The sequence below is a fragment of the Vibrio sp. QJM3NY_15 genome (assembly GCF_057785995.1).
The window spans coordinates 333,910-352,364 of record NZ_CM173518.1; the positions used below are offsets into that span (position 1 = coordinate 333,910).

Consider the following 18,455-nt stretch of genomic DNA (forward strand, 5'->3'; position numbering starts at 1 on the left):
AACAAACTTCGAAGAACCTTGGGAGTTCTTCTTCTCTTTGCTTTTCTAAACCTAATCAATCTGTGTGGACACTCATCGTAAGTATCTTCGTATAAGGAGGTGATCCAGCCCCAGGTTCCCCTAGGGCTACCTTGTTACGACTTCACCCCAGTCATGAACCACAAAGTGGTGAGCGTCCTCCCCGAAAGGTTAAACTACCCACTTCTTTTGCAGCCCACTCCCATGGTGTGACGGGCGGTGTGTACAAGGCCCGGGAACGTATTCACCGTGACATTCTGATTCACGATTACTAGCGATTCCGACTTCATGGAGTCGAGTTGCAGACTCCAATCCGGACTACGACGCACTTTTTGGGATTCGCTCACTATCGCTAGCTTGCTGCCCTCTGTATGCGCCATTGTAGCACGTGTGTAGCCCTACTCGTAAGGGCCATGATGACTTGACGTCGTCCCCACCTTCCTCCGGTTTATCACCGGCAGTCTCCCTGGAGTTCCCGACATTACTCGCTGGCAAACAAGGATAAGGGTTGCGCTCGTTGCGGGACTTAACCCAACATTTCACAACACGAGCTGACGACAGCCATGCAGCACCTGTCTCAGAGTTCCCGAAGGCACACCTGCGTCTCCGCTGGCTTCTCTGGATGTCAAGAGTAGGTAAGGTTCTTCGCGTTGCATCGAATTAAACCACATGCTCCACCGCTTGTGCGGGCCCCCGTCAATTCATTTGAGTTTTAATCTTGCGACCGTACTCCCCAGGCGGTCTACTTAACGCGTTAGCTCCGAAAGCCACGGCTCAAGGCCACAACCTCCAAGTAGACATCGTTTACGGCGTGGACTACCAGGGTATCTAATCCTGTTTGCTCCCCACGCTTTCGCATCTGAGTGTCAGTGTCTGTCCAGGGGGCCGCCTTCGCCACTGGTATTCCTTCAGATCTCTACGCATTTCACCGCTACACCTGAAATTCTACCCCCCTCTACAGCACTCTAGTTCACCAGTTTCAAATGCAGTTCCGAGGTTGAGCCCCGGGCTTTCACATCTGACTTAATGAACCACCTGCATGCGCTTTACGCCCAGTAATTCCGATTAACGCTCGCACCCTCCGTATTACCGCGGCTGCTGGCACGGAGTTAGCCGGTGCTTCTTCTGTTGCTAACGTCAAGATGTGCAGCTATTAACTACACACCCTTCCTCACAACTGAAAGTACTTTACAACCCGAAGGCCTTCTTCATACACGCGGCATGGCTGCATCAGGCTTTCGCCCATTGTGCAATATTCCCCACTGCTGCCTCCCGTAGGAGTCTGGACCGTGTCTCAGTTCCAGTGTGGCTGATCATCCTCTCAGACCAGCTAGGGATCGTCGCCTTGGTGAGCCATTACCTCACCAACTAGCTAATCCCACCTAGGCATATCTTGACGCGAGAGGTCCGAAGATCCCCCTCTTTGGCCCGTAGGTATTATGCGGTATTAGCCATCGTTTCCAATGGTTATCCCCCACATCAAGGCAATTTCCTAGGCATTACTCACCCGTCCGCCGCTCGACGCCCATTAAATCCTCCGAAGATTCAATAATGTCGTTTCCGCTCGACTTGCATGTGTTAGGCCTGCCGCCAGCGTTCAATCTGAGCCATGATCAAACTCTTCAATTTAAGATTTTGTGACTCAACGAATACTGACTTCAAAACTACTATGTAATTTTAAAGCTATTACCATTCCAACAGAATGGTAATGAATTGACTGTGCCGAATAATTTCTTTCTACAAGAGAAAGTCGTTAAACGTATTGGTCACTCAGTTCATTGAAATCAAGTTTGTTACCGAAGTAACTGTCATTACCTAAGTAATAACGTTTTGATATTCATCAACGAGTGCCCACACAGATTGATAGGTTTAAATTGTTAAAGAGCTTTGCTTATCGAAACTTTCTTTTTACAAAGAAACCTTTGAAAGCGGACGTGAATTCTAGCGATTTAATTTTAAGTGTCAAACACTTTTTAAAATTAATTCCTTTCGAACTTTCCGTCTTACTGATTACCGCTGAAGCCTTGTAGCCTCTGCCGTGTCAGTGAGGCGGCATTATAGAGATCATCGAAAACATGGCAACCCCTTTTTTGATAAAAATTCAAAAAAGTTGCTTAAGCGTCTACTTTTACGTCAAAACCCTCTTTCATAGGCCAAAGCTCATACAATCAAGAGCATACAACTTAGAATTTCGCGACTAGATCTTTCGAGAATGTCTCTATATCCAGTTCTATACTCCACTTTTCACTCAGCTCCACTATGTTATCTAGCGATTTCTGAACCGTTTTTATCGTCAATGTATTGTTATCTAGGTCGTATACCTGTTTTTGCGTAGTGTAATAGAAGTAAAGGATACTTAATGCTTCTCGATCGCCTTGCTCAGCTTTTGGTTGAATACGTTTAAGCTTACGATAGATTTGATTGTGAATTTGTTTCAGGTTCCACACATAAAGCGCTTCTTTAAAGTAATTATACCCTTTCACACGGCTCGCAATAAACGCATTCAAGGCGACTGACAAAATCACCCCGAGTACATTCAAATGGAAATTACCCGTCGCTTCCCCAGTAACGGAGCCAACTGAACCAAAAAGCTCAATCAGAATGCTACCGAATACGATAGCAAACAAGGCGAGTGACCCAACCAATGAAACCAACAGTAGGTTCATCTTCTTTCTATATTCTTCTTTATTAATCTTCTGTAACTTCATCGACTACTTCCTTATGTAAGTCACCTAATAATTTGCGCATACTATCTATGTAAACCTTGGGTCACTTCAACCTTTACCATCTTGTAATGTGGTCACTCTCTATTTAATACATAGAGTTCTTCTGGTCAGTACTATACATAACTCCATTTGACTTCATTAATAGAAAAGAGTTACATACCGCCATAATTTTGGTTATTCATCAATTCATGTTGATAACGTCTGTTTCGTTTTATCACATACTGACAAGGTACATTCCATGCGTTCATTTGTATTACGCGCTCGCGCAGCCCCTACAGAGAGCAAACTTATCTTAGAAGGTGTTGGGCAAGACGCTCATACTGAGATTCTGGCTCATACTCTGATGAACACGATCTTCGTTGCTCAATCTCACCGTGAGAATGTCACCGTGCACCTTGTGTTAGAAAGTACTAAAGACTTTTCACGTACCATTACATTCAATTCAAACGAGATCACTAACATTGGGGGCTTCCATGAGTCTGCATTGTTATCTGCGGTAGTAAGAGCGGTTGACGCTTCTCAAGGCATGACAAAAGAACAGACACGTCAGGTTGAACCGGGCATCACTGTTCGTACTATGAGCTTTGAAAAGTTGGTTAAGGAACTGGCAGAAGACCACCAGCTTTACATGATGGATAAGAAAGGCGACTTTATCCGTGATGCAGAGATTGCAGAAAACCCATGTTTCCTTCTAACTGACCATATCCCTATGCCGAAGAAAAGCTACAACAGCTTGAAGCGTTTAGGGACGGAGAAAATCAGCTTAGGTCCAAACATGTTGTTTGCTTCTCAGTGTGTTGTGTTGATCAACAATGAGCTTGATCTAAGAGATTTCTGATTCTCTGACACCAACTTATTAAGTGACATCCCTTAAAACCCAGCCTTCCGTTGGGTTTTTTATTGTATTACCTTCCGTACGCCAGCCCTTTCGTTACTACTTCTTTACTACATAGTGACCTGTAATCATTTCGCTATTTTCAGCTTTGTTGCATTAAACCTCGGAGCAATGCCTCTCTCTAACTCATTCAATCTTATAAATTTCTCATATCACTTCTATACTGATTCCAATCTTAATTAATCGTGTTAAAGGCAAAGGATGAGCGTATTAACCGTATTCTTCTGTGGTACAGGCTCAAACTCAGAAGACAACAACCACAAAAACTATGTTTCTGGCGAATTGATTTCGACGCTAGCAAAGAACACAACCGGCAGAGACATGATTGACTACATTCAAGTGGATGGAGTTGGTAGTGGGAATCAGAACGAGTGGTTGAAGCAAGGCAAAGATGACACGTACTCTGGTGTTAAGGGAACATTGTTAGGTAAAGGTATCGATAGCAACATGCGTCATGTATTGAATATCTTGCGCGGAAGCCAACAAGATCAGAATGACTACATGAAGCGAGCCAAAGGACTGCTCAGTGAATCGCGTCCAGCAAAATCAGCTTGGCCTTTCGCAACCAACCAGAGATATCAAGATTGGTTGAAAGATTCGCAAGCACTCGCTGCAGATTTAAAACAAGGAATCGCCGCTCGCCAGCAAAACATCGCGATTGAACGCCAAACTAAACCGATTAGCCAAGTTAACATCGTAGGCTGGAGCCGAGGTGGTGTCAGTTGCTTTGAATTGGCGAACCGAATGCTCAAAGATCCCAAGCTAAGCCATATTCCTGTCAACATTTTTGCGTGTGACCCCGTTCCCGGTGGGATGAACGCATTCAAGGATTACAAATTACTGGGCAAAAACGTCAAACAGATCGTGTGTGTTTTTGCTGAAGACGAACGTTCATTGGCTTTCAAAGCGAGAATGCCACGCTTGTCCCCTTCCACTAAATATTACACTACCTACATGCCAGGCCGACACGGTACTTTGGTGGGTAATGCCAATACCTCAGGCGGAAGTAAAGGTGCAGGTTTACTTACTGGCCCCGGGCTCGTTACCCGTGATTTCATGGAAAAGGTATTAATGGGTTGGGGAACGCAACTTAAGGCGAACTCGACGTTGAACTTTTCTAGGCAGCGCATCATCGAGTTATACGAGCAAATGCGCAGTAATGAAGAGCACTTCAATAAAATGCACGGCATGACTTACACGGCAAAGAACCGACTGTTATGGACAAGTAAAGATCGAATCGGTCAGCAGAGGGAGCGTCGTTATGGGATTCCGATGTATCGCTTTCAGTTCCCCGGAATCACTAACAACTACGGCGATGCCATTAATCGTCATCACTGTGATGTGTTAGCCACCAATGCTTTCGCTGCATACGGAACTTCGGCTGCGCTGCCAAACCCAGTCTGATACGTATGGTTTGTTAAACTCATTTTAGGACGGACAATCTAAGCAAAAAAAAGAGCTCAACTAAGTGAGCTCTTTTTTATTATCTATATCTTGCTATCAATGGAGTTATCTAGGAATCAGACCTGATTAACCAAAGATAAAGCTGTATAGGAAGCCTGCACCCATCGCCATGCTTAGGATAACGAATAGGAATGCTGCAATCATTTGGTTCTTGAAGATTGATTTAAGCAGGATAACTTCTGTCAAACTTGCACCTGCACTACCAATGATCAATGCCATTACCGAACCTAGCGCCATACCTTTTTGTACCAGAGCTGCACTTAATGGGATTACCGCTTCAGCACGAATGTACAATGGGATACCAATCACAGCTGCTACTGGAATCGCATACCACATACCTTCGCCAGCATACTGTGCAATTAGGTCTGTAGGAATGAAGCCGTAGATGAATGAACCAATCGCAATACCCATCATTAGGTAAGGGAAAACTTGTTTGAAGTCTTTCCAAGTTGAGAACCAAATTCTCATCCAACGGCTAGGCTCTTTCTTCTCTACGATTTCAGCCGTTGCGCTTCCATCCGCTGAACAGCATGAAACCGTTACTTGTGGCTCTTCATTTTTCGAATCACAGCAAGATGTTTCTTTTGCCATTACTGGTGCAGGTTCACCACATGCACTTGTACCACATGAAGATTCTGTTTTAGCAGGTGCTGCTTTCTTAGGAGCAGAATCACCACAGCTAGTGCCACAGTTTGAAGCAGAACCTGTCGATTCATACGCTTCAGGTTTTACGTAACGCTCAAAGCCAAGCTTCTCAAGTGCGTAACCTGCTACTACCGATACTGTCATTGCGACTAAGAAGTAGAACACAGCCACTTGCCAACCAAACGTAATCACGAACAAACCAATGATCACTGGGTTTAATAGTGGGCTACCAAATAGGAACACCATCATTGGACCGAAACCCGCTCGTGCACGCAGCAATCCTTTTAAGAAAGGAATGGTCGAACATGAACAGAAAGGCGTAATCGCACCCAGTAGCGCAGCAACCACATAGCCCTTACCGTTACGCGAGCTCAGAATCGATTGAATCTTTTCTGGCGTAAGAAACTCTTGCAGAATCCCAACAATGTAGCTGATCGCCAAGAAAAGGATGATTAGCTCTACTGCTAAGAAGGCGAACATATCAAGTGCGTCTTTTAGCATTGTTAACATTTCATTGCTCATAATTAACTCCAAACTGGATTGAAGGCCGGACTCTATGAGAAAAGTAACCAACCCTTAATTTCGAATATTCTCGAATTATAGAAATATCTCGTAACAGATCAAGTTTTATTTCGATGAAAATCGAAATAATTTTCAAAAAGTTTATTTTTCAATGACTTAATAAATTACGGTCTTTACATTTGTATTTAGACTACATTTCGACTAATATCGAAATTAAATCTTGAGGAGTTAATATGAACTTAGAAGTCGTAGCGAAAGCACTTAAAGAGTTGGGACACCCTATTCGCCTAACTATTTATAAGAGTGTCGTTAAAGCTGGCTACCAAGGCATTGCAGTTGGCGGCCTACAAGAAGAGCTAGGTATCCCTGGTTCCACCTTGTCTCACCACATTTCAAGCCTAGCGTCTGCTGGCCTCATCAGCCAAAGACGAGAAGGAAGAACCCTATTCTGTGTAGCAGAGTATGAGTGCCTAGAAGGTGTGATTGATTTCTTACAAGACGAGTGTTGCGTAAATGAACAGTGTAACTGATGCACCTTTGAACGAGGCTCCTTTGAATAAGGCATCTTTGAACTTAGAACAGGTTTGGGCTGAGTATCAGCAAGCGTTAAAGTCATTCTTGCATTCTAAGGTCAACAACACCGCCGATGTAGACGACTTGCTTCAAGAGATCTTGATTAAAACTTATCAAAACTTAGATAAGGTACAAGATGCGAGCAGCGTAAAGTCGTGGCTATTCCAATTAGCCAATCACACGATCATCGACTTTTACCGTAAGCACGCTCGACAACAACGTGATAGCCAAATTGATGCTGAAGATCTTTGGTTTACCGATTTAGACCACAATTCTGAGTTCAAGCAGAAGCTTTCATTATGTATTGAACCCTTTATTCAGGCGTTACCAGAACAAAGTTCATCATTACTGCTTGCTGTCGACATCAAAGGCCAAAGCCAGAAAGAGATCGCAGAGGCGCAAAACATCAGCTACTCAACGGTTAAGTCTCGTGTTCAGAAAAGCCGCGGGGATCTTAAGAACTTGTTTGAAGAGTGCTGTAACTTGTCACTTGATAAACAAGGCAATGTGATTGACTGCGAGCTCAAACCAAACAACGATTGCAATAAGTGCTAATAGCCATCCAAAAAATAGAACAAAGCCAGCAATTAATGCTGGCTTTGTTGTTTTCATAATCTGCAAATCACTTTGATTAAGTGAACCTAACTACTCTGCTTCCACTTACTACGCCGCTTCCGCTTTTACGACCGGTTGATAGCGTCCCGGTTTATGGTTCATCGCCAGAATCAAGTTGGTGACTATCGCACCAAGTACAGACAGAAGAACCAGTGACACATCAACGATAAACAGTGAAAGCACAACAATCGTACAATCTAGTGCCATCTGAACCTTGCCCGCACGAATCCCAAAACGTTCTTGTAAGAACAGCGCCAGAATGTTGAAGCCACCTAAGCTCATCTTATGACGGAAGATCACCAACATGCCGGTGCCAATTAAGCCACCACCAAGTAAGGCTGCATACAATGCATGAATTTCAGCAATCTGAATCACGTGATACAAATGATCCACTGCGAACGAAACAATCGAAACTGCAATAAAGGTGTTGATGGTGAAGCGCCAGCCCATACGAGCGACCGACAAAATATAGAAAGGTAAGTTAAGTGCGAAGAACACTTGGCCAAAGCTCAAATCTGTCACTTTGGTAATGAAGATCGCTAGACCAGCCGTGCCCCCAGTGAGCAAACCGACTTGATTGAAAAAGATAACGCCGAGTGACACTAGCGCACTACCTAAGATCAGTGCCAGTAAGTTTTCGCGAAGGTTATGATCTTTATCCATGTGAATGACTCTCCCTGAATCTTTTAACATCGCGTTTCAGTAGTTTTGAAACGATTTACGCCCAAATTTACGATGTTTGACAGATAAGTCGAGTGAACGAGCAATGTTGCTTAGTGATTAGTTTGTATATTAGTTTTTACAGTTTTGTGAATTCGTCAATTAAACAGATAGTTAAAAACCTGTAGTTAGGCTTTCATTATTAACTGCATGCTTCTATCACAGAATGAGTGAACTTCGAGTTTTCCTATTTATTGGTCACATTTCGCCCTGATTATAGCGATGCTTAAATCTATGCATAAAACGCATAGACTAAATCACAAAAGGTCATTTGATACATACCCTACTCGTCATTATGATGCGCGACTTCTTACAACATTGAGCGCATGTAAACACCTTATGTTTTCACAATCTCTTTTTGCCCAATTGGCCAGAATGACGCTATTCCTCGTCATTAGTTTGGTTATTGTGCATCACAGTCAGCCATTGATTGATCTCTTGGCTCAGCATGCCGTAAGCAGTGGTTGCCACCAGCAGTCAGGGCATGATCATTCTGGGCACGAACACCACCATGAGATGACTGACCAACACATGTCAGCGCAAGACCACTCACATCACCACCATTAATTTAAGAGTATTAGAATGAGCATTTTCCGTTTTCCTTTACTGGTATGGCTTGGGATCGGCACACTTATTATCAGTCTAGGGATCAGACAATCATTCGGCATTTTCATGATGCCAATTTCAGAGCATTTCGGCACTGGCCGTGAGTTTTTCAGCTTCGCTATTGCTCTACAAAACCTGCTGTTCGGTGTGTTCCAACCTTTTGTGGGCATGGCCGCTGACAAATGGGGAGCAAGACGCATAATTATTGCAGGCGCGTGTGCTTACGGTTTGGGTTTACTTCTTACCTCTATTTCTACCGAATCAAGCATGCTTTACGTTTCACTAGGCGCATTAGTTGGCCTTGGATTGAGTGCGACGAGCTATGTGATCGTGTTGGGCGCGGTAGCAAAAGTAGTACCTGCAGAGCACGCGGCGAAGGCATTTGGTTTAACCACAGCAGCAGGTTCATTTGGTATGTTCGCGGTGATTCCGGGCGCGCAATACATGTTGAACGAATTTGATTGGCAAAGTGCAATGCAAGTCTTTGGCGTGCTTTGTTGTTTGATGATCTCATTTGCACTGTTTATGCGAGCACCGAAGTCAGCAACCAATAAACAAGTAGAAGACACCCAGACACTGAAAGAAGCACTGTCTGAAGCGTTTTCGAACAAAAGTTATTGGTTGATTCACGCGGGCTTCTTCGTGTGCGGTTTCCACGTGATGTTCATTGCGACGCACTTACCAAGTTACTTAGCAGACAAAAACTTACCTGCGAGTAGTGCAGCGATGGCACTGGCTTATGTGGGTATCTTCAATATCTTCGGATCTTACTTCTGGGGTGTGATGGGCGATAAGTTCAGCAAACGTCATGTAATGTCGGCACTGTATTTAGTACGTACTGTGGTTATTGGTGCGTTTGTGACTTTGCCAGTGACTGAGTCAACCGCGGCTATCTTCGGTGCGGCGATTGGTTTCTGCTGGTTGGGTACGGTTCCGCTAACGTCTGGTTTAGTTCGTCAGATCTTCGGTGCTCGTTACCTGTCGACGTTGTACGGCTTGGTATTCTTTACTCACCAAGTGGGTAGCTTTTTAGGCGCTTGGGTTGGTGGTCGTATTTACGATTACTACGGATCTTACGAGCCAATCTGGTGGTCAACGGTGGTACTGGCATTTGCAGCAGCGCTTATCCATTTGCCTATCAATGACAAGCCGATTGAGCGACTGAAATTGGCAATGGCTTAACGTTTTATGCTGACTCCCCCACTAGCGTAAGCAACAAGTCGTTCCAATAAGCGAGTGAGTATTGAAAGGAAGTATCCTGATATGCTCACTCGCTTTTTTGTTGGTCGTTATTATCTAAATGTTAACTAACGAAACTTGCATAAACCTCACTGAATAATAAGACTATTCTTTTCGTTTTAATTTATAGTATCCACTCGCTCCTTTAAAACTAATTCGCAGGCTTATGGAATACCTAGATCAGACCGCCCTTATCGCGATGGCACTCATTTTTGTCGGCTCGTTTGTACAAACAGCAATCGGCTTTGGCTTGGCTATTGTGGCAGCCCCATTGTTGTTTTTAGTCTCACCCGATTATGTACCCGCGCCTATCTGTCTCGTTGGCCTGTTCATTTCTATATTCAATGCGTTTAAACACCGAGCAAACATTTCTATCGGCGGATTAAAAATCGCACTGCTTGGCCGTATTCCAGGTTCGATTGCAGGTGGTGCTTTATTAGTGATGGTTTCAACGAGCGTATTATCACTGTGGTTAGGTTTATTGGTGGTGTTTGCGGTGATTGTCAGCTTGCTTCCGTTTAGGTTAGAGCCGACACCTGCGAAAATGGGCATCGCAGGCTTCTTCTCAGGATTCTTTGGCACCAGTTCCGGTATTGGGGGTCCACCGATGGCACTGCTGCTGCAACACCAAGATGCCAATCAGCTTCGTGGTAACCTTTCTGCGTTTTTCGTGTTTAGTTCTATCATTTCATTACTGGTACAGATCCCAATTGGCTTCTTCACGATGCACCATTTGATCATCACAATCCCGTTACTGCCTGCGGCTTGGTTGGGTTACAAAGTGGCGTTAATGACCACGCAAAGCATTCCTAAAGAGAAAATACGCATTGGTTCTTTGTTGCTATGTTCTATCAGTGGCTTTACGGCAATCTGGCAGGGTTTAGCTGGCTAGTTATTGGCGATAAAGACGAGAAGAAGAAAGACATCTTAGAAAACCAACACAAACACCCAATCGATAAAAGGACATTCTATGACTTACGACGAATTCAATGCCTTCTGCGAGTCACAACCTGCCACCAGCTATGTAATGCAGTGGAATAACTCTCACGTTTGGAAAGTGGGTGGGAAAGTGTTTGCGATTGGTGGTTGGGGGCCGAACGACGAGCCTGCATTTATCTTCAAGGCGTCCGATCAGAATTTCGATTTTCTCAAAGAAGAGCCAGGCTATAAACCTGCGCCCTACTTTGCTTCGCGTGGTATGAAGTGGATTCAACTTTTTGAAAGCACATCAGAAAGGGATGAGGAGCTGAGATACTACCTCACTGAATCACATCGAATAGTGTCTTTAGGGCTAACCAAAAAGAAACAAGCAGAACTCGGGCTCAATCAGTAGCCAGAATTTCTGCTTGTTAAAGGCTTACTTCAGATTCAAATGCAGCTTAAGAGCTAGGCAGATATTAAAACTAGTACTGCTCTTTGAAACTTAGGTCGATCTTAAGAACTCAGGCAGTAAAGGCTCTATTTTTTGCGTTGGAACCACAGGCACCAATAGATAGATAAGACCTGCAAAGGCGATAGACGCCGCCAAGTCTTCAGGTCGATGCATGCCAAGCCAAACTCGGCTATAAGCAACGCCACCAGCCCAAACCAGCAAACCGCCCACTAAGTAAAAACGTTTCGCTTCTAGGAACAAGCCGCCAAAGAACGCCAGACACACGCCAACGAAAATCATGTGCCCAGATGGGAAAGAATAGTCAGTTTCACCCAACCAGTGACGCGTTCGCCACTCACTCACCTTGTCTTGCACAGATGCAATCGCTGCGTTCTTTTCTACCAATGGCAGTTCGTAAAACAGCTCTGGCATTTCAACCACTTCTTGCGTCACCAAATACTCAGAATAAGGACGGGGGCTTTCTGTAGAATGCTTCAAGAAGGTTTTTGCTGCAAAGCTAAGAACCAACAGCAAGCCGAGCTGCAAACAAAGGCTGACCAGCTTAGCTTTGGAAAATTTCATCATGAGTAAAACTAAAGACAAAACAGCGAGCGTTACCAAGAAACCTTGATTACCAGCTGAGTAAGTCACGAACGTCATAAAGGCGCCATAGAAAGGCAAAACCGCACTTCCTAGGTCGAAGTCGGATCCAAAGATCAAAAATGGTACGAGGGAATACAAGCTTAGAACAAGCAGTAATAAGCCTTTGGATTTGTTAGAGAACAGAGAAGTCATGGCTAAAATCTTTTAGATGAAGTGGTCGGATGCTATCGTAGCTTAGCATCACCAATATCAATTTTATGTCAAAACGGTCAGTCAGCCGTCATGGTGTAACAATATTCGATTGATGGACCTCTTGAGTATTGATTAGCTGAACAGGCGCGCTAACACCAATAACATTCAACATCCACTTATGTTCATAGAGAAAGCAAAGGCCACTGAAAACAGACGAGACAAAAGCATCACCCCACTAAAGACTGTCTGACACGTTCTGCTGATAAAATGAACACTTACCGAGTTATACGGCCAGAATCTTAAAAACTTTGCTGTCAGTCCTTTAAATCCACTATTGAAAGGATTACCATCTGGTCTGCTTTCAAAAGCAAAACAGATTATTAATTTTTATTCTCAGGGCGGGGCGAAATTCCCCACCGGCGGTATGTCCTTAGCAAAATCTAAAGATAAGCCCGCGAGCGCTCGATTCGTCGAGGTCAGCAGATCTGGTGAGATGCCAGAGCCGACGGTCATAGTCCGGATGAGAGAGAATGAAAACACACTCGTTTAAGTTGGAAAGGCGTGCCCATTTATTGGGTTCATGCCTCCAACTTAGACGGGTGCATTTCGTTTTGGATAAAACCATAATGAGCTAATACCAATCACAGTAAATAAATGATCAGAGATAGCGCAGGAAAAACGCTTGAGAACAAGGCAAAATTTTTCGATAAGTAGTTATTCTACAGTCAAAAATTCTAACGCCGTTATCAAGGGTTTTAACCAGCTAAAATGACCAGTTGTTTACTACGATTGGTACAAGTTACTTGTAATGAGTAGGCTTTGTTGTGCTCGGTTGAGATCCCTCATACAGCCCTGATTCTGGTGATATTTTAGGAGTTTAACCATGAATCAGTCTTCACTACTTGCCGAATTTGGCGAACCAATCACTCGCGTTGAAAACGCACTGCAAGCTCTACGCGAAGGTCGTGGCGTGCTTCTACTTGACGATGAAGATCGCGAGAACGAAGGCGACATCATCTACTCAGTAGAACACCTAACGAATGCTCAAATGGCGCTTATGATCCGCGAATGCAGCGGCATTGTGTGCCTGTGTCTAACCGACGAGCAAGCAAACCAACTTGAACTTCCACCTATGGTTGTTGATAACAACAGCGCAAACCAAACTGCGTTTACCGTAACTATCGAAGCAAAAGTTGGCGTAACAACAGGTGTTTCTGCCGCTGACCGTGTAACAACGATCAAGACAGCTGCAAACCCAACAGCTAAGCCTACTGACCTTGCGCGCCCTGGCCACGTATTCCCACTACGCGCTCGTAAAGGTGGCGTACTTGCTCGCCGCGGCCACACAGAAGGCACTGTGGATCTTATGCAAATGGCAGGTCTACAATCAGCAGGCGTACTATGTGAAGTAACCAACCCAGACGGCACGATGGCAAAAGCGCCAGAGATCGTGGCTTTCGGTAAAATGCACAACATGCCAGTACTGACCATTGAAGATATGGTGATGTACCGCACTGAGTTCGACCTTAAGCTTGCTTAACGTTTAATCTTCAATGCTAAACACTTAGCACTGAAGGTAAAGAAACTCAGAAATGAATATTGAAAGGCTTCATTCTTACTGCTTTTTCTAGTTAAAAGCATAAAGGGTGAGGCCTTTTTCATTTCCGTATTTTGAGACGAGTCAGCGATGGCTATCTCTACTTATCGAAACCTTCCCAGCTTAATCACTTAGAAAAGCGTAACCTCTCAAAAAATCCTGCAAAATATGAGAGACATTCACTCAAATGGTGAAGTCATGCACCATTATTGGTCATTCATAATTACACTAAAAACATAACCCATTGAAATATAACACCTATCCATTTTGGCACGGTGCCTGCACTACCACTAAGTAGGTGTGCGGGTATTAGGAGTTGAATATGTTTGTAGTTATTTCAGTGGGTTTATCGATTGCAGTGCTTACTGCACTGTTTCACTTTTCAAAAAAGAGACAAACAGCGCTATCACATAGGTTTGAAACCTTGGTTCTGCTCAGAGAGTTATTGTTGTTATCACGCAAACACCGTGCAGCAACGCATTATGCTCTGGCCTATAAATTGTCTAGCGACTCGATTCGTAAAGTGAATAAGATTTACGACAACATACTTGAGGTGTCTGAATTGCTTCAATCCCATGTGTCGTTCGATAGCCGCCCTATGTATCGCATCTATCACCTCAAGCTCATCGCCATGCACAGCGACTGGCAAAACCGTAGCTTGGTACGTAACCAATCAATTCATGGCAAAACGATTCGTCACAGCATGTTTTTGATGGATGAGGTGATGATCATTTGGTTGATTCAGTCTGAACGAGAAGACATGAGCCGTGAGTACCACATGAACTGGCAACAGATCTTAGACTGCATGGATATTCTGACCAAGCTTAGAATGTCTATCCCTGGAATAGAAAAGGCAGATATGGAGAAACCAGAGGAGTATTTGAGATTCAAATTCTACGCCTCTCAGACACACAGAAAACTCAACCAATTATCGATTATCTGCCCGATTAGCAGTGGCTCACCGATTTGTACACGTGCGATGCATGCACTCACAGAGATCGCATCAAGCAACGAAGCGACCCAACCGGCAGATAGTATGTACGAGTTAACCAGTGATATCTCTAGCGTCGTATCGCAAGTCTACGACCAAGTATTATCCGACATTACTAGAAGCTTGTATCAGCCTTTACCAGACACCAACGAAAAGGTGATAAATACCCGATTATCCGTACATCATTACATTTAAAGACTTCGTGAGAGGAGAGCGTGCTGGAACTCTAAATTATTGAGTTCAAATCCGATATCACCTTTGATATCGGATTTTTGTATTTATATGTTTATGCCTTGTGTACTTAAGATATATAAACTCAGACATCACCAGACTTAATATTGCTAGACCAAGCTTCTGCCGCAAAATCAATGAACTGACGAACAATAGGAAGCTGATAACTGCGAGATAAATACACAGCCCAAAGCACGCTACTTGGTGAAACAAAATCATCCAAAACTCTTTTCAATTTACCATCCGCTATCAATGGATTCGCTAAGTCACAAGGTAAGCGAACAATCCCTTTTCCATTCTGTGCAGCGCGAGTTAATACCCCAACATCGTTAGCCTTAATGGTGCCAGACACCTCAACCGAATAGTGCTGGTTATCCTTAACGAAATCCCACTTAGAAACACTCAAATGGCGAAAGCAGTTATGTTGTCGAAGTGCTTCGACCGTTTCAGGTTCTCCGTGCTTGTCTAGGTAGACTTGAGAGGCACACACCACTGAATCAATTTCCATTAGCTTTCGAGCAATCAAGCTATCGTCAGGTTGGTCAGTATAGCGAAGGGCAATATCGATTCTTTCATCTACCAGCTGCGCAAAACGGTCTGAGGCAAACAACTCGACCGTGATATTAGGATGACGCTCAGTAAACTGTTCAACCACATCCAACAACATGTTTTGAGTTAAGCCAATCGGCGCTGCAATTCGAATTACCCCTGAAAGATCGTCGGTTTGATTGAGTGAAGTGACTTCTAGCTCTGCGGTTTCATGGAGAATTTTTTCGCAACGTTGTAACGCAATCTCTCCTGCCGCAGTCAAACTTACCTTACGAGTGGTCCTGTGCAGTAGCCTTTGTTTTAGCCACCCTTCGATCTCTTGAACATGACGTGAAACCTGTAATCGGCTCATGTCCAAATGCTCTGCTGCTTGAGTGAAACTGGCACAATTTGCGACTTCAACAAAACTGCGCATCGCCGTCAATCTATCCATCACACTTTCCCTTATCCACTGAACCAAGCCTATTAGTTAACTATATAGATACAATCTACATCATTTTGCGATATTTATCGCAACCTAGTGAGCTATTAGACTGCAATGGCTGTCGAGAAAACGACTCAATAAATTAGATAATTGGAGAGACATTATGAAAATTGCAGTATTAGGCGCATCAGGTTGGATTGGTAATCACATTGCTCAAGAAGCTCAATTTCGCGGTCACGACGTGGTTGCTGTCGTAAGAGATGCAAGCCGTGTAGAAATCAACAATGTTGAGGTTCGTTCATTTGATTTACAAGATGAAACAGCAAGCCTTGCAACCGCACTATCCGGCGTTGATGCAGTAATCACTTCGATTGGCGGACGTGCTTTGGGTAATCACGACATCGTAAAAAACACAGCAACTAAGCTGCTTGAGACACTACCAAGCATTGGTATCGAGCGCCTACTTTGGGTAGGTGGTGCGGGTTCATTGGAGGTAGCGCCAAACGTACCGTTAGTTACCGTTCCGGACTTCCCAGCAGATTACAAAAACGAAGCGCTAGCACAGGGTGAAGCTCTTGAAGTGTTCAAGCAATCGAACAGCGAGGTTAACTGGACGTTTGTTAGCCCTGCAGCAGAAATTTTCCCGGGTGATAAGCTATCAACCTACCGCACAGGTGGTGATCAACTGCTCACCGACGAAGATGGCAACAGCAAAATATCAGTCAGCGACTACGCGATTGCGATGATTGATGAGCTCGAAGCTAGTAAGTTCCCACGTCAACGTATTGGTGTCGCTTACTAGTCAATTCATATACAAAAACTAAAAAAGCCGCTTGTTCACAACAATGCGGCTTTCTCATCTTTATATTGCGCATTCCTTTAATCCAATGGCAAGTGACCCGTTTTCACTAGGATAACCGTCTCTTCTTCCACATAAGGGAAATGCTCACTCATATGAGGGCTACGCATCCAAGTATGTTTTGGATACTCGCCATGTTCATCTTTAAAAGTGCCTGACAACACAAAGATCTCTTCACCACCAAAATGACGGTGTGGCTGAAAGCGCTCACCAACGGGCCATTTCACCAAGGCCACATTTTCGTGCTCAAAACCATGCAGCGGCATCACTTGTAAGCCACCGATGCCCGGAAGCCATTCCGTTTCTAGAGTATTGATACGAACTTGAGTTAAGTCTCTCGCATCAAACTGGTTGAGCTTCACCAAGATCGTGCAGCCATCTTTGCTTGATGGAGAATGCGCACTGCCCGGAGGATTACGGATATAAGTGCCTGCAGGGAAATCTCCAGTTTCATCAGAGAACACACCCTCTAATACGAAGATCTCTTCGCCTTGCGGATGCGGGTGCTCAGAAAACGAAGATTCAGGATCGTACTTCACCACGCTGGTTGTGTGACCCGATTCCTTCTCTTCTCTTTCTAGCGGCTTACGCCACACCCCTTTAGCAGGGCTTGCAATCCAATCTAATGATTCGGTTTCAATAACCAGCTTTTTTGAAAAGTCCATGTTGAACATAATGGCGACCTTACTCTTGTTATCGTTTTAATTATTCTTATTATCTTTCTAGCTTTTATTCTACGCGAATACTCATCAAGGAGGGCATCTCGCTGCTATTTTTCCTACGCGACAGCCACCTAAAAGAATCCTAATTAATTGCGGCCAGCAATCACACCGCCATCAACATCCCAGATTGCGCCCGTTACCCAATCTGCACTGTCTGACAGTAAGAAAGAGATGCTATTGGCGATGTCTTTCGGCAAACCTACGCGACCAATTGGGTGGAACGCATTGAAACCTTCTAGCGCTTGATCCACTTCTTCCGGTTTAATGAAAGATTCGTAAATCGGCGTTTTAACCACAGCCGGAGACACCGCATTTACACGAATGTTATGTTCAGCCAATTCCATTGCCATGTGCTGTGTTAATGCGTGCAAGCCAGCTTTAGCCATTGAATAGGCAGAAGATGGCGTCGCTTTGATTGCTTGCTTACCCCACATAGAACCAACGTTAACCACACTGCCGCCGCTGTTCTTGATCATCAACTTACTTATCGCTTGAGTGATGAAGAATGTTGCTTTATTGAGCTGCATGTATTGCTCGTAATCAGATTCTTGATGCTCGATAAACGCTTTAGGGTTGAAGTAGCCAGCCGCATTAACAAGGTAACCAATACCCTCTTCAAGCGACTCTAGATGCGCAATAAGATTAGCTACACTCGCATCATCATAAAGGTTAGCTTGCCAGCCTGAAGCGTGACCTAACGATTGCAGTTCTGACACCGCTTTATCTAACTTAGTTGGGTTATTGCCGACAACCAACACATGGATGTTTTGAGCGACTAACTGCTTCGCTGTTTCAAATCCCATACCACTTGTGCCACCGATTACTACTGCAATACCATTTTTAGTGAAGTTCATTTTGTTATCTCCTAAGTCATGTGAACGTGGTAATCTTA

18 protein-coding genes, 1 rRNA gene and 1 riboswitch are annotated in these 18,455 nt (G+C 44.2%); of the genes, 10 read left to right on the forward strand and 9 right to left on the reverse strand.

The window, feature by feature from the left end:
- Window positions 1–92 precede the first annotated feature (92 nt).
- Both AC3CKG_RS17950 and AC3CKG_RS17955 read right to left on the reverse strand, forming a co-directional pair.
- Window positions 93–1,647: ribosomal RNA gene (locus AC3CKG_RS17950) — 16S ribosomal RNA — on the reverse strand.
- Between the two features lie 554 nt (window positions 1,648–2,201).
- Window positions 2,202–2,726: a DUF3087 family protein gene (locus tag AC3CKG_RS17955; RefSeq protein WP_488529696.1), complete on the reverse strand. Its 525-nt coding sequence runs from the start codon at window positions 2,724–2,726 to the stop codon at window positions 2,202–2,204.
- A gap of 256 nt (window positions 2,727–2,982) precedes the next feature.
- On the opposite strand from AC3CKG_RS17955, the gene trmY reads away from it, so the two are divergent.
- Complete coding sequence (trmY, locus tag AC3CKG_RS17960) at window positions 2,983–3,582, forward strand: tRNA (pseudouridine(54)-N(1))-methyltransferase TrmY (RefSeq protein ID WP_488529697.1); 600 nt, start codon at window positions 2,983–2,985, stop codon at window positions 3,580–3,582.
- Window positions 3,583–3,840: 258 nt separating this feature from the next.
- Complete coding sequence (locus tag AC3CKG_RS17965) at window positions 3,841–5,043, forward strand: hypothetical protein (RefSeq protein ID WP_488529698.1); 1,203 nt, start codon at window positions 3,841–3,843, stop codon at window positions 5,041–5,043.
- A gap of 126 nt (window positions 5,044–5,169) precedes the next feature.
- On the opposite strand, the gene AC3CKG_RS17970 is transcribed toward AC3CKG_RS17965, so the two are convergent.
- Window positions 5,170–6,270 carry a permease gene (locus AC3CKG_RS17970; RefSeq protein WP_488529699.1) on the reverse strand — a complete coding sequence of 367 codons (1,101 nt, stop codon included), beginning with the start codon at window positions 6,268–6,270 and terminating at the stop codon, window positions 5,170–5,172.
- 233 nt (window positions 6,271–6,503) lie between these two features.
- Here AC3CKG_RS17970 and AC3CKG_RS17975 point away from each other — a divergent pair, with 233 nt between their 5' ends.
- Together AC3CKG_RS17975 and sigZ are read left to right on the forward strand one after the other, a co-directional pair.
- A complete protein-coding gene (locus AC3CKG_RS17975; RefSeq protein ID WP_004733042.1) occupies window positions 6,504–6,800 on the forward strand; it encodes an ArsR/SmtB family transcription factor in 297 nt (98 codons plus the stop codon).
- Window positions 6,784–7,398, forward strand: coding sequence for an RNA polymerase sigma factor SigZ (gene sigZ / locus AC3CKG_RS17980; RefSeq protein WP_488529700.1), 615 nt, complete (start codon window positions 6,784–6,786; stop codon window positions 7,396–7,398). The genes AC3CKG_RS17975 and sigZ overlap by 17 nt, the downstream gene beginning before the upstream one ends.
- Before the next feature lie 108 nt (window positions 7,399–7,506).
- On the opposite strand, the gene AC3CKG_RS17985 is transcribed toward sigZ, so the two are convergent.
- Window positions 7,507–8,121, reverse strand: a complete 615-nt coding sequence (locus tag AC3CKG_RS17985; protein WP_017065874.1) for a DUF6198 family protein — start codon at window positions 8,119–8,121, stop codon at window positions 7,507–7,509.
- 460 nt (window positions 8,122–8,581) lie between these two features.
- Window positions 8,582–8,731 carry a hypothetical protein gene (locus AC3CKG_RS17990; RefSeq protein WP_372247079.1) on the reverse strand — a complete coding sequence of 50 codons (150 nt, stop codon included), beginning with the start codon at window positions 8,729–8,731 and terminating at the stop codon, window positions 8,582–8,584.
- Between the two features lie 29 nt (window positions 8,732–8,760).
- On the opposite strand from AC3CKG_RS17990, the gene AC3CKG_RS17995 reads away from it, so the two are divergent.
- The 3 genes from AC3CKG_RS17995 (at window position 8,761) to AC3CKG_RS18005 (ending at window position 11,356) form a co-directional block, all read left to right on the forward strand.
- Window positions 8,761–9,966, forward strand: a complete 1,206-nt coding sequence (locus AC3CKG_RS17995) for an MFS transporter (RefSeq protein WP_102279739.1) — start codon at window positions 8,761–8,763, stop codon at window positions 9,964–9,966.
- Window positions 9,967–10,189: 223 nt separating this feature from the next.
- A complete protein-coding gene (locus tag AC3CKG_RS18000) occupies window positions 10,190–10,915 on the forward strand; it encodes a sulfite exporter TauE/SafE family protein (RefSeq protein WP_167346770.1) in 726 nt (241 codons plus the stop codon).
- Window positions 10,916–10,993: 78 nt separating this feature from the next.
- The gene (locus AC3CKG_RS18005; protein WP_017111541.1) at window positions 10,994–11,356 is read left to right on the forward strand and encodes an MmcQ/YjbR family DNA-binding protein; all 363 of its coding nucleotides are present in this window, start codon (window positions 10,994–10,996) and stop codon (window positions 11,354–11,356) included.
- 90 nt (window positions 11,357–11,446) lie between these two features.
- Here AC3CKG_RS18005 and AC3CKG_RS18010 read toward each other — a convergent pair whose 3' ends face one another.
- Entirely contained in the window at window positions 11,447–12,190 is a 744-nt protein-coding gene (locus AC3CKG_RS18010; protein WP_488529701.1) for a phosphatase PAP2 family protein, read from the reverse strand.
- A gap of 385 nt (window positions 12,191–12,575) precedes the next feature.
- Window positions 12,576–12,726, forward strand: a riboswitch (FMN riboswitch).
- A gap of 347 nt (window positions 12,727–13,073) precedes the next feature.
- On the opposite strand from AC3CKG_RS18010, the gene ribB reads away from it, so the two are divergent.
- Together ribB and AC3CKG_RS18020 are read left to right on the forward strand one after the other, a co-directional pair.
- The gene (ribB, locus tag AC3CKG_RS18015; protein ID WP_004733029.1) at window positions 13,074–13,730 is read left to right on the forward strand and encodes a 3,4-dihydroxy-2-butanone-4-phosphate synthase; all 657 of its coding nucleotides are present in this window, start codon (window positions 13,074–13,076) and stop codon (window positions 13,728–13,730) included.
- Window positions 13,731–14,109: 379 nt separating this feature from the next.
- A complete protein-coding gene (locus AC3CKG_RS18020; protein ID WP_428782618.1) occupies window positions 14,110–14,973 on the forward strand; it encodes a hypothetical protein in 864 nt (287 codons plus the stop codon).
- A gap of 121 nt (window positions 14,974–15,094) precedes the next feature.
- On the opposite strand, the gene AC3CKG_RS18025 is transcribed toward AC3CKG_RS18020, so the two are convergent.
- Window positions 15,095–15,991 carry a LysR family transcriptional regulator gene (locus tag AC3CKG_RS18025; RefSeq protein WP_102339930.1) on the reverse strand — a complete coding sequence of 299 codons (897 nt, stop codon included), beginning with the start codon at window positions 15,989–15,991 and terminating at the stop codon, window positions 15,095–15,097.
- 154 nt (window positions 15,992–16,145) lie between these two features.
- Between AC3CKG_RS18025 and AC3CKG_RS18030 the strand changes: the two genes are divergently transcribed.
- Window positions 16,146–16,784 (forward strand): NAD(P)-dependent oxidoreductase, encoded by a 639-nt coding sequence (locus AC3CKG_RS18030; RefSeq protein ID WP_102339931.1) that lies wholly within the window; start codon window positions 16,146–16,148, stop codon window positions 16,782–16,784.
- A gap of 77 nt (window positions 16,785–16,861) precedes the next feature.
- On the opposite strand, the gene AC3CKG_RS18035 is transcribed toward AC3CKG_RS18030, so the two are convergent.
- Window positions 16,862–17,515 carry a cupin domain-containing protein gene (locus AC3CKG_RS18035; RefSeq protein ID WP_102339932.1) on the reverse strand — a complete coding sequence of 218 codons (654 nt, stop codon included), beginning with the start codon at window positions 17,513–17,515 and terminating at the stop codon, window positions 16,862–16,864.
- Window positions 17,516–17,649: 134 nt separating this feature from the next.
- On the reverse strand, window positions 17,650–18,417 hold the full coding sequence (locus tag AC3CKG_RS18040) for an SDR family NAD(P)-dependent oxidoreductase (RefSeq protein WP_488529702.1): 768 nt from the start codon (window positions 18,415–18,417) through the stop codon (window positions 17,650–17,652).
- Window positions 18,418–18,455 lie beyond the last annotated feature (38 nt).

What these genes read in the sequence shown, in the direction of transcription:
- AC3CKG_RS17955 (WP_488529696.1), bottom strand. Translation starts at nt 2,726, where the DNA reads ATGAAGTTACAGAAGATTAATAAAGAAGAATATAGAAAGAAGATGAAC.
- trmY (WP_488529697.1), top strand. Translation starts at nt 2,983, where the DNA reads ATGCGTTCATTTGTATTACGCGCTCGCGCAGCCCCTACAGAGAGCAAA.
- AC3CKG_RS17965 (WP_488529698.1), top strand. Translation starts at nt 3,841, where the DNA reads ATGAGCGTATTAACCGTATTCTTCTGTGGTACAGGCTCAAACTCAGAA.
- AC3CKG_RS17970 (WP_488529699.1), bottom strand. Translation starts at nt 6,270, where the DNA reads ATGAGCAATGAAATGTTAACAATGCTAAAAGACGCACTTGATATGTTC.
- AC3CKG_RS17975 (WP_004733042.1), top strand. Translation starts at nt 6,504, where the DNA reads ATGAACTTAGAAGTCGTAGCGAAAGCACTTAAAGAGTTGGGACACCCT.
- sigZ (WP_488529700.1), top strand. Translation starts at nt 6,784, where the DNA reads ATGAACAGTGTAACTGATGCACCTTTGAACGAGGCTCCTTTGAATAAG.
- AC3CKG_RS17985 (WP_017065874.1), bottom strand. Translation starts at nt 8,121, where the DNA reads ATGGATAAAGATCATAACCTTCGCGAAAACTTACTGGCACTGATCTTA.
- AC3CKG_RS17995 (WP_102279739.1), top strand. Translation starts at nt 8,761, where the DNA reads ATGAGCATTTTCCGTTTTCCTTTACTGGTATGGCTTGGGATCGGCACA.
- AC3CKG_RS18000 (WP_167346770.1), top strand. Translation starts at nt 10,190, where the DNA reads ATGGAATACCTAGATCAGACCGCCCTTATCGCGATGGCACTCATTTTT.
- AC3CKG_RS18005 (WP_017111541.1), top strand. Translation starts at nt 10,994, where the DNA reads ATGACTTACGACGAATTCAATGCCTTCTGCGAGTCACAACCTGCCACC.
- AC3CKG_RS18010 (WP_488529701.1), bottom strand. Translation starts at nt 12,190, where the DNA reads ATGACTTCTCTGTTCTCTAACAAATCCAAAGGCTTATTACTGCTTGTT.
- ribB (WP_004733029.1), top strand. Translation starts at nt 13,074, where the DNA reads ATGAATCAGTCTTCACTACTTGCCGAATTTGGCGAACCAATCACTCGC.
- AC3CKG_RS18020 (WP_428782618.1), top strand. Translation starts at nt 14,110, where the DNA reads ATGTTTGTAGTTATTTCAGTGGGTTTATCGATTGCAGTGCTTACTGCA.
- AC3CKG_RS18025 (WP_102339930.1), bottom strand. Translation starts at nt 15,991, where the DNA reads ATGGATAGATTGACGGCGATGCGCAGTTTTGTTGAAGTCGCAAATTGT.
- AC3CKG_RS18030 (WP_102339931.1), top strand. Translation starts at nt 16,146, where the DNA reads ATGAAAATTGCAGTATTAGGCGCATCAGGTTGGATTGGTAATCACATT.
- AC3CKG_RS18035 (WP_102339932.1), bottom strand. Translation starts at nt 17,515, where the DNA reads ATGTTCAACATGGACTTTTCAAAAAAGCTGGTTATTGAAACCGAATCA.
- AC3CKG_RS18040 (WP_488529702.1), bottom strand. Translation starts at nt 18,417, where the DNA reads ATGAACTTCACTAAAAATGGTATTGCAGTAGTAATCGGTGGCACAAGT.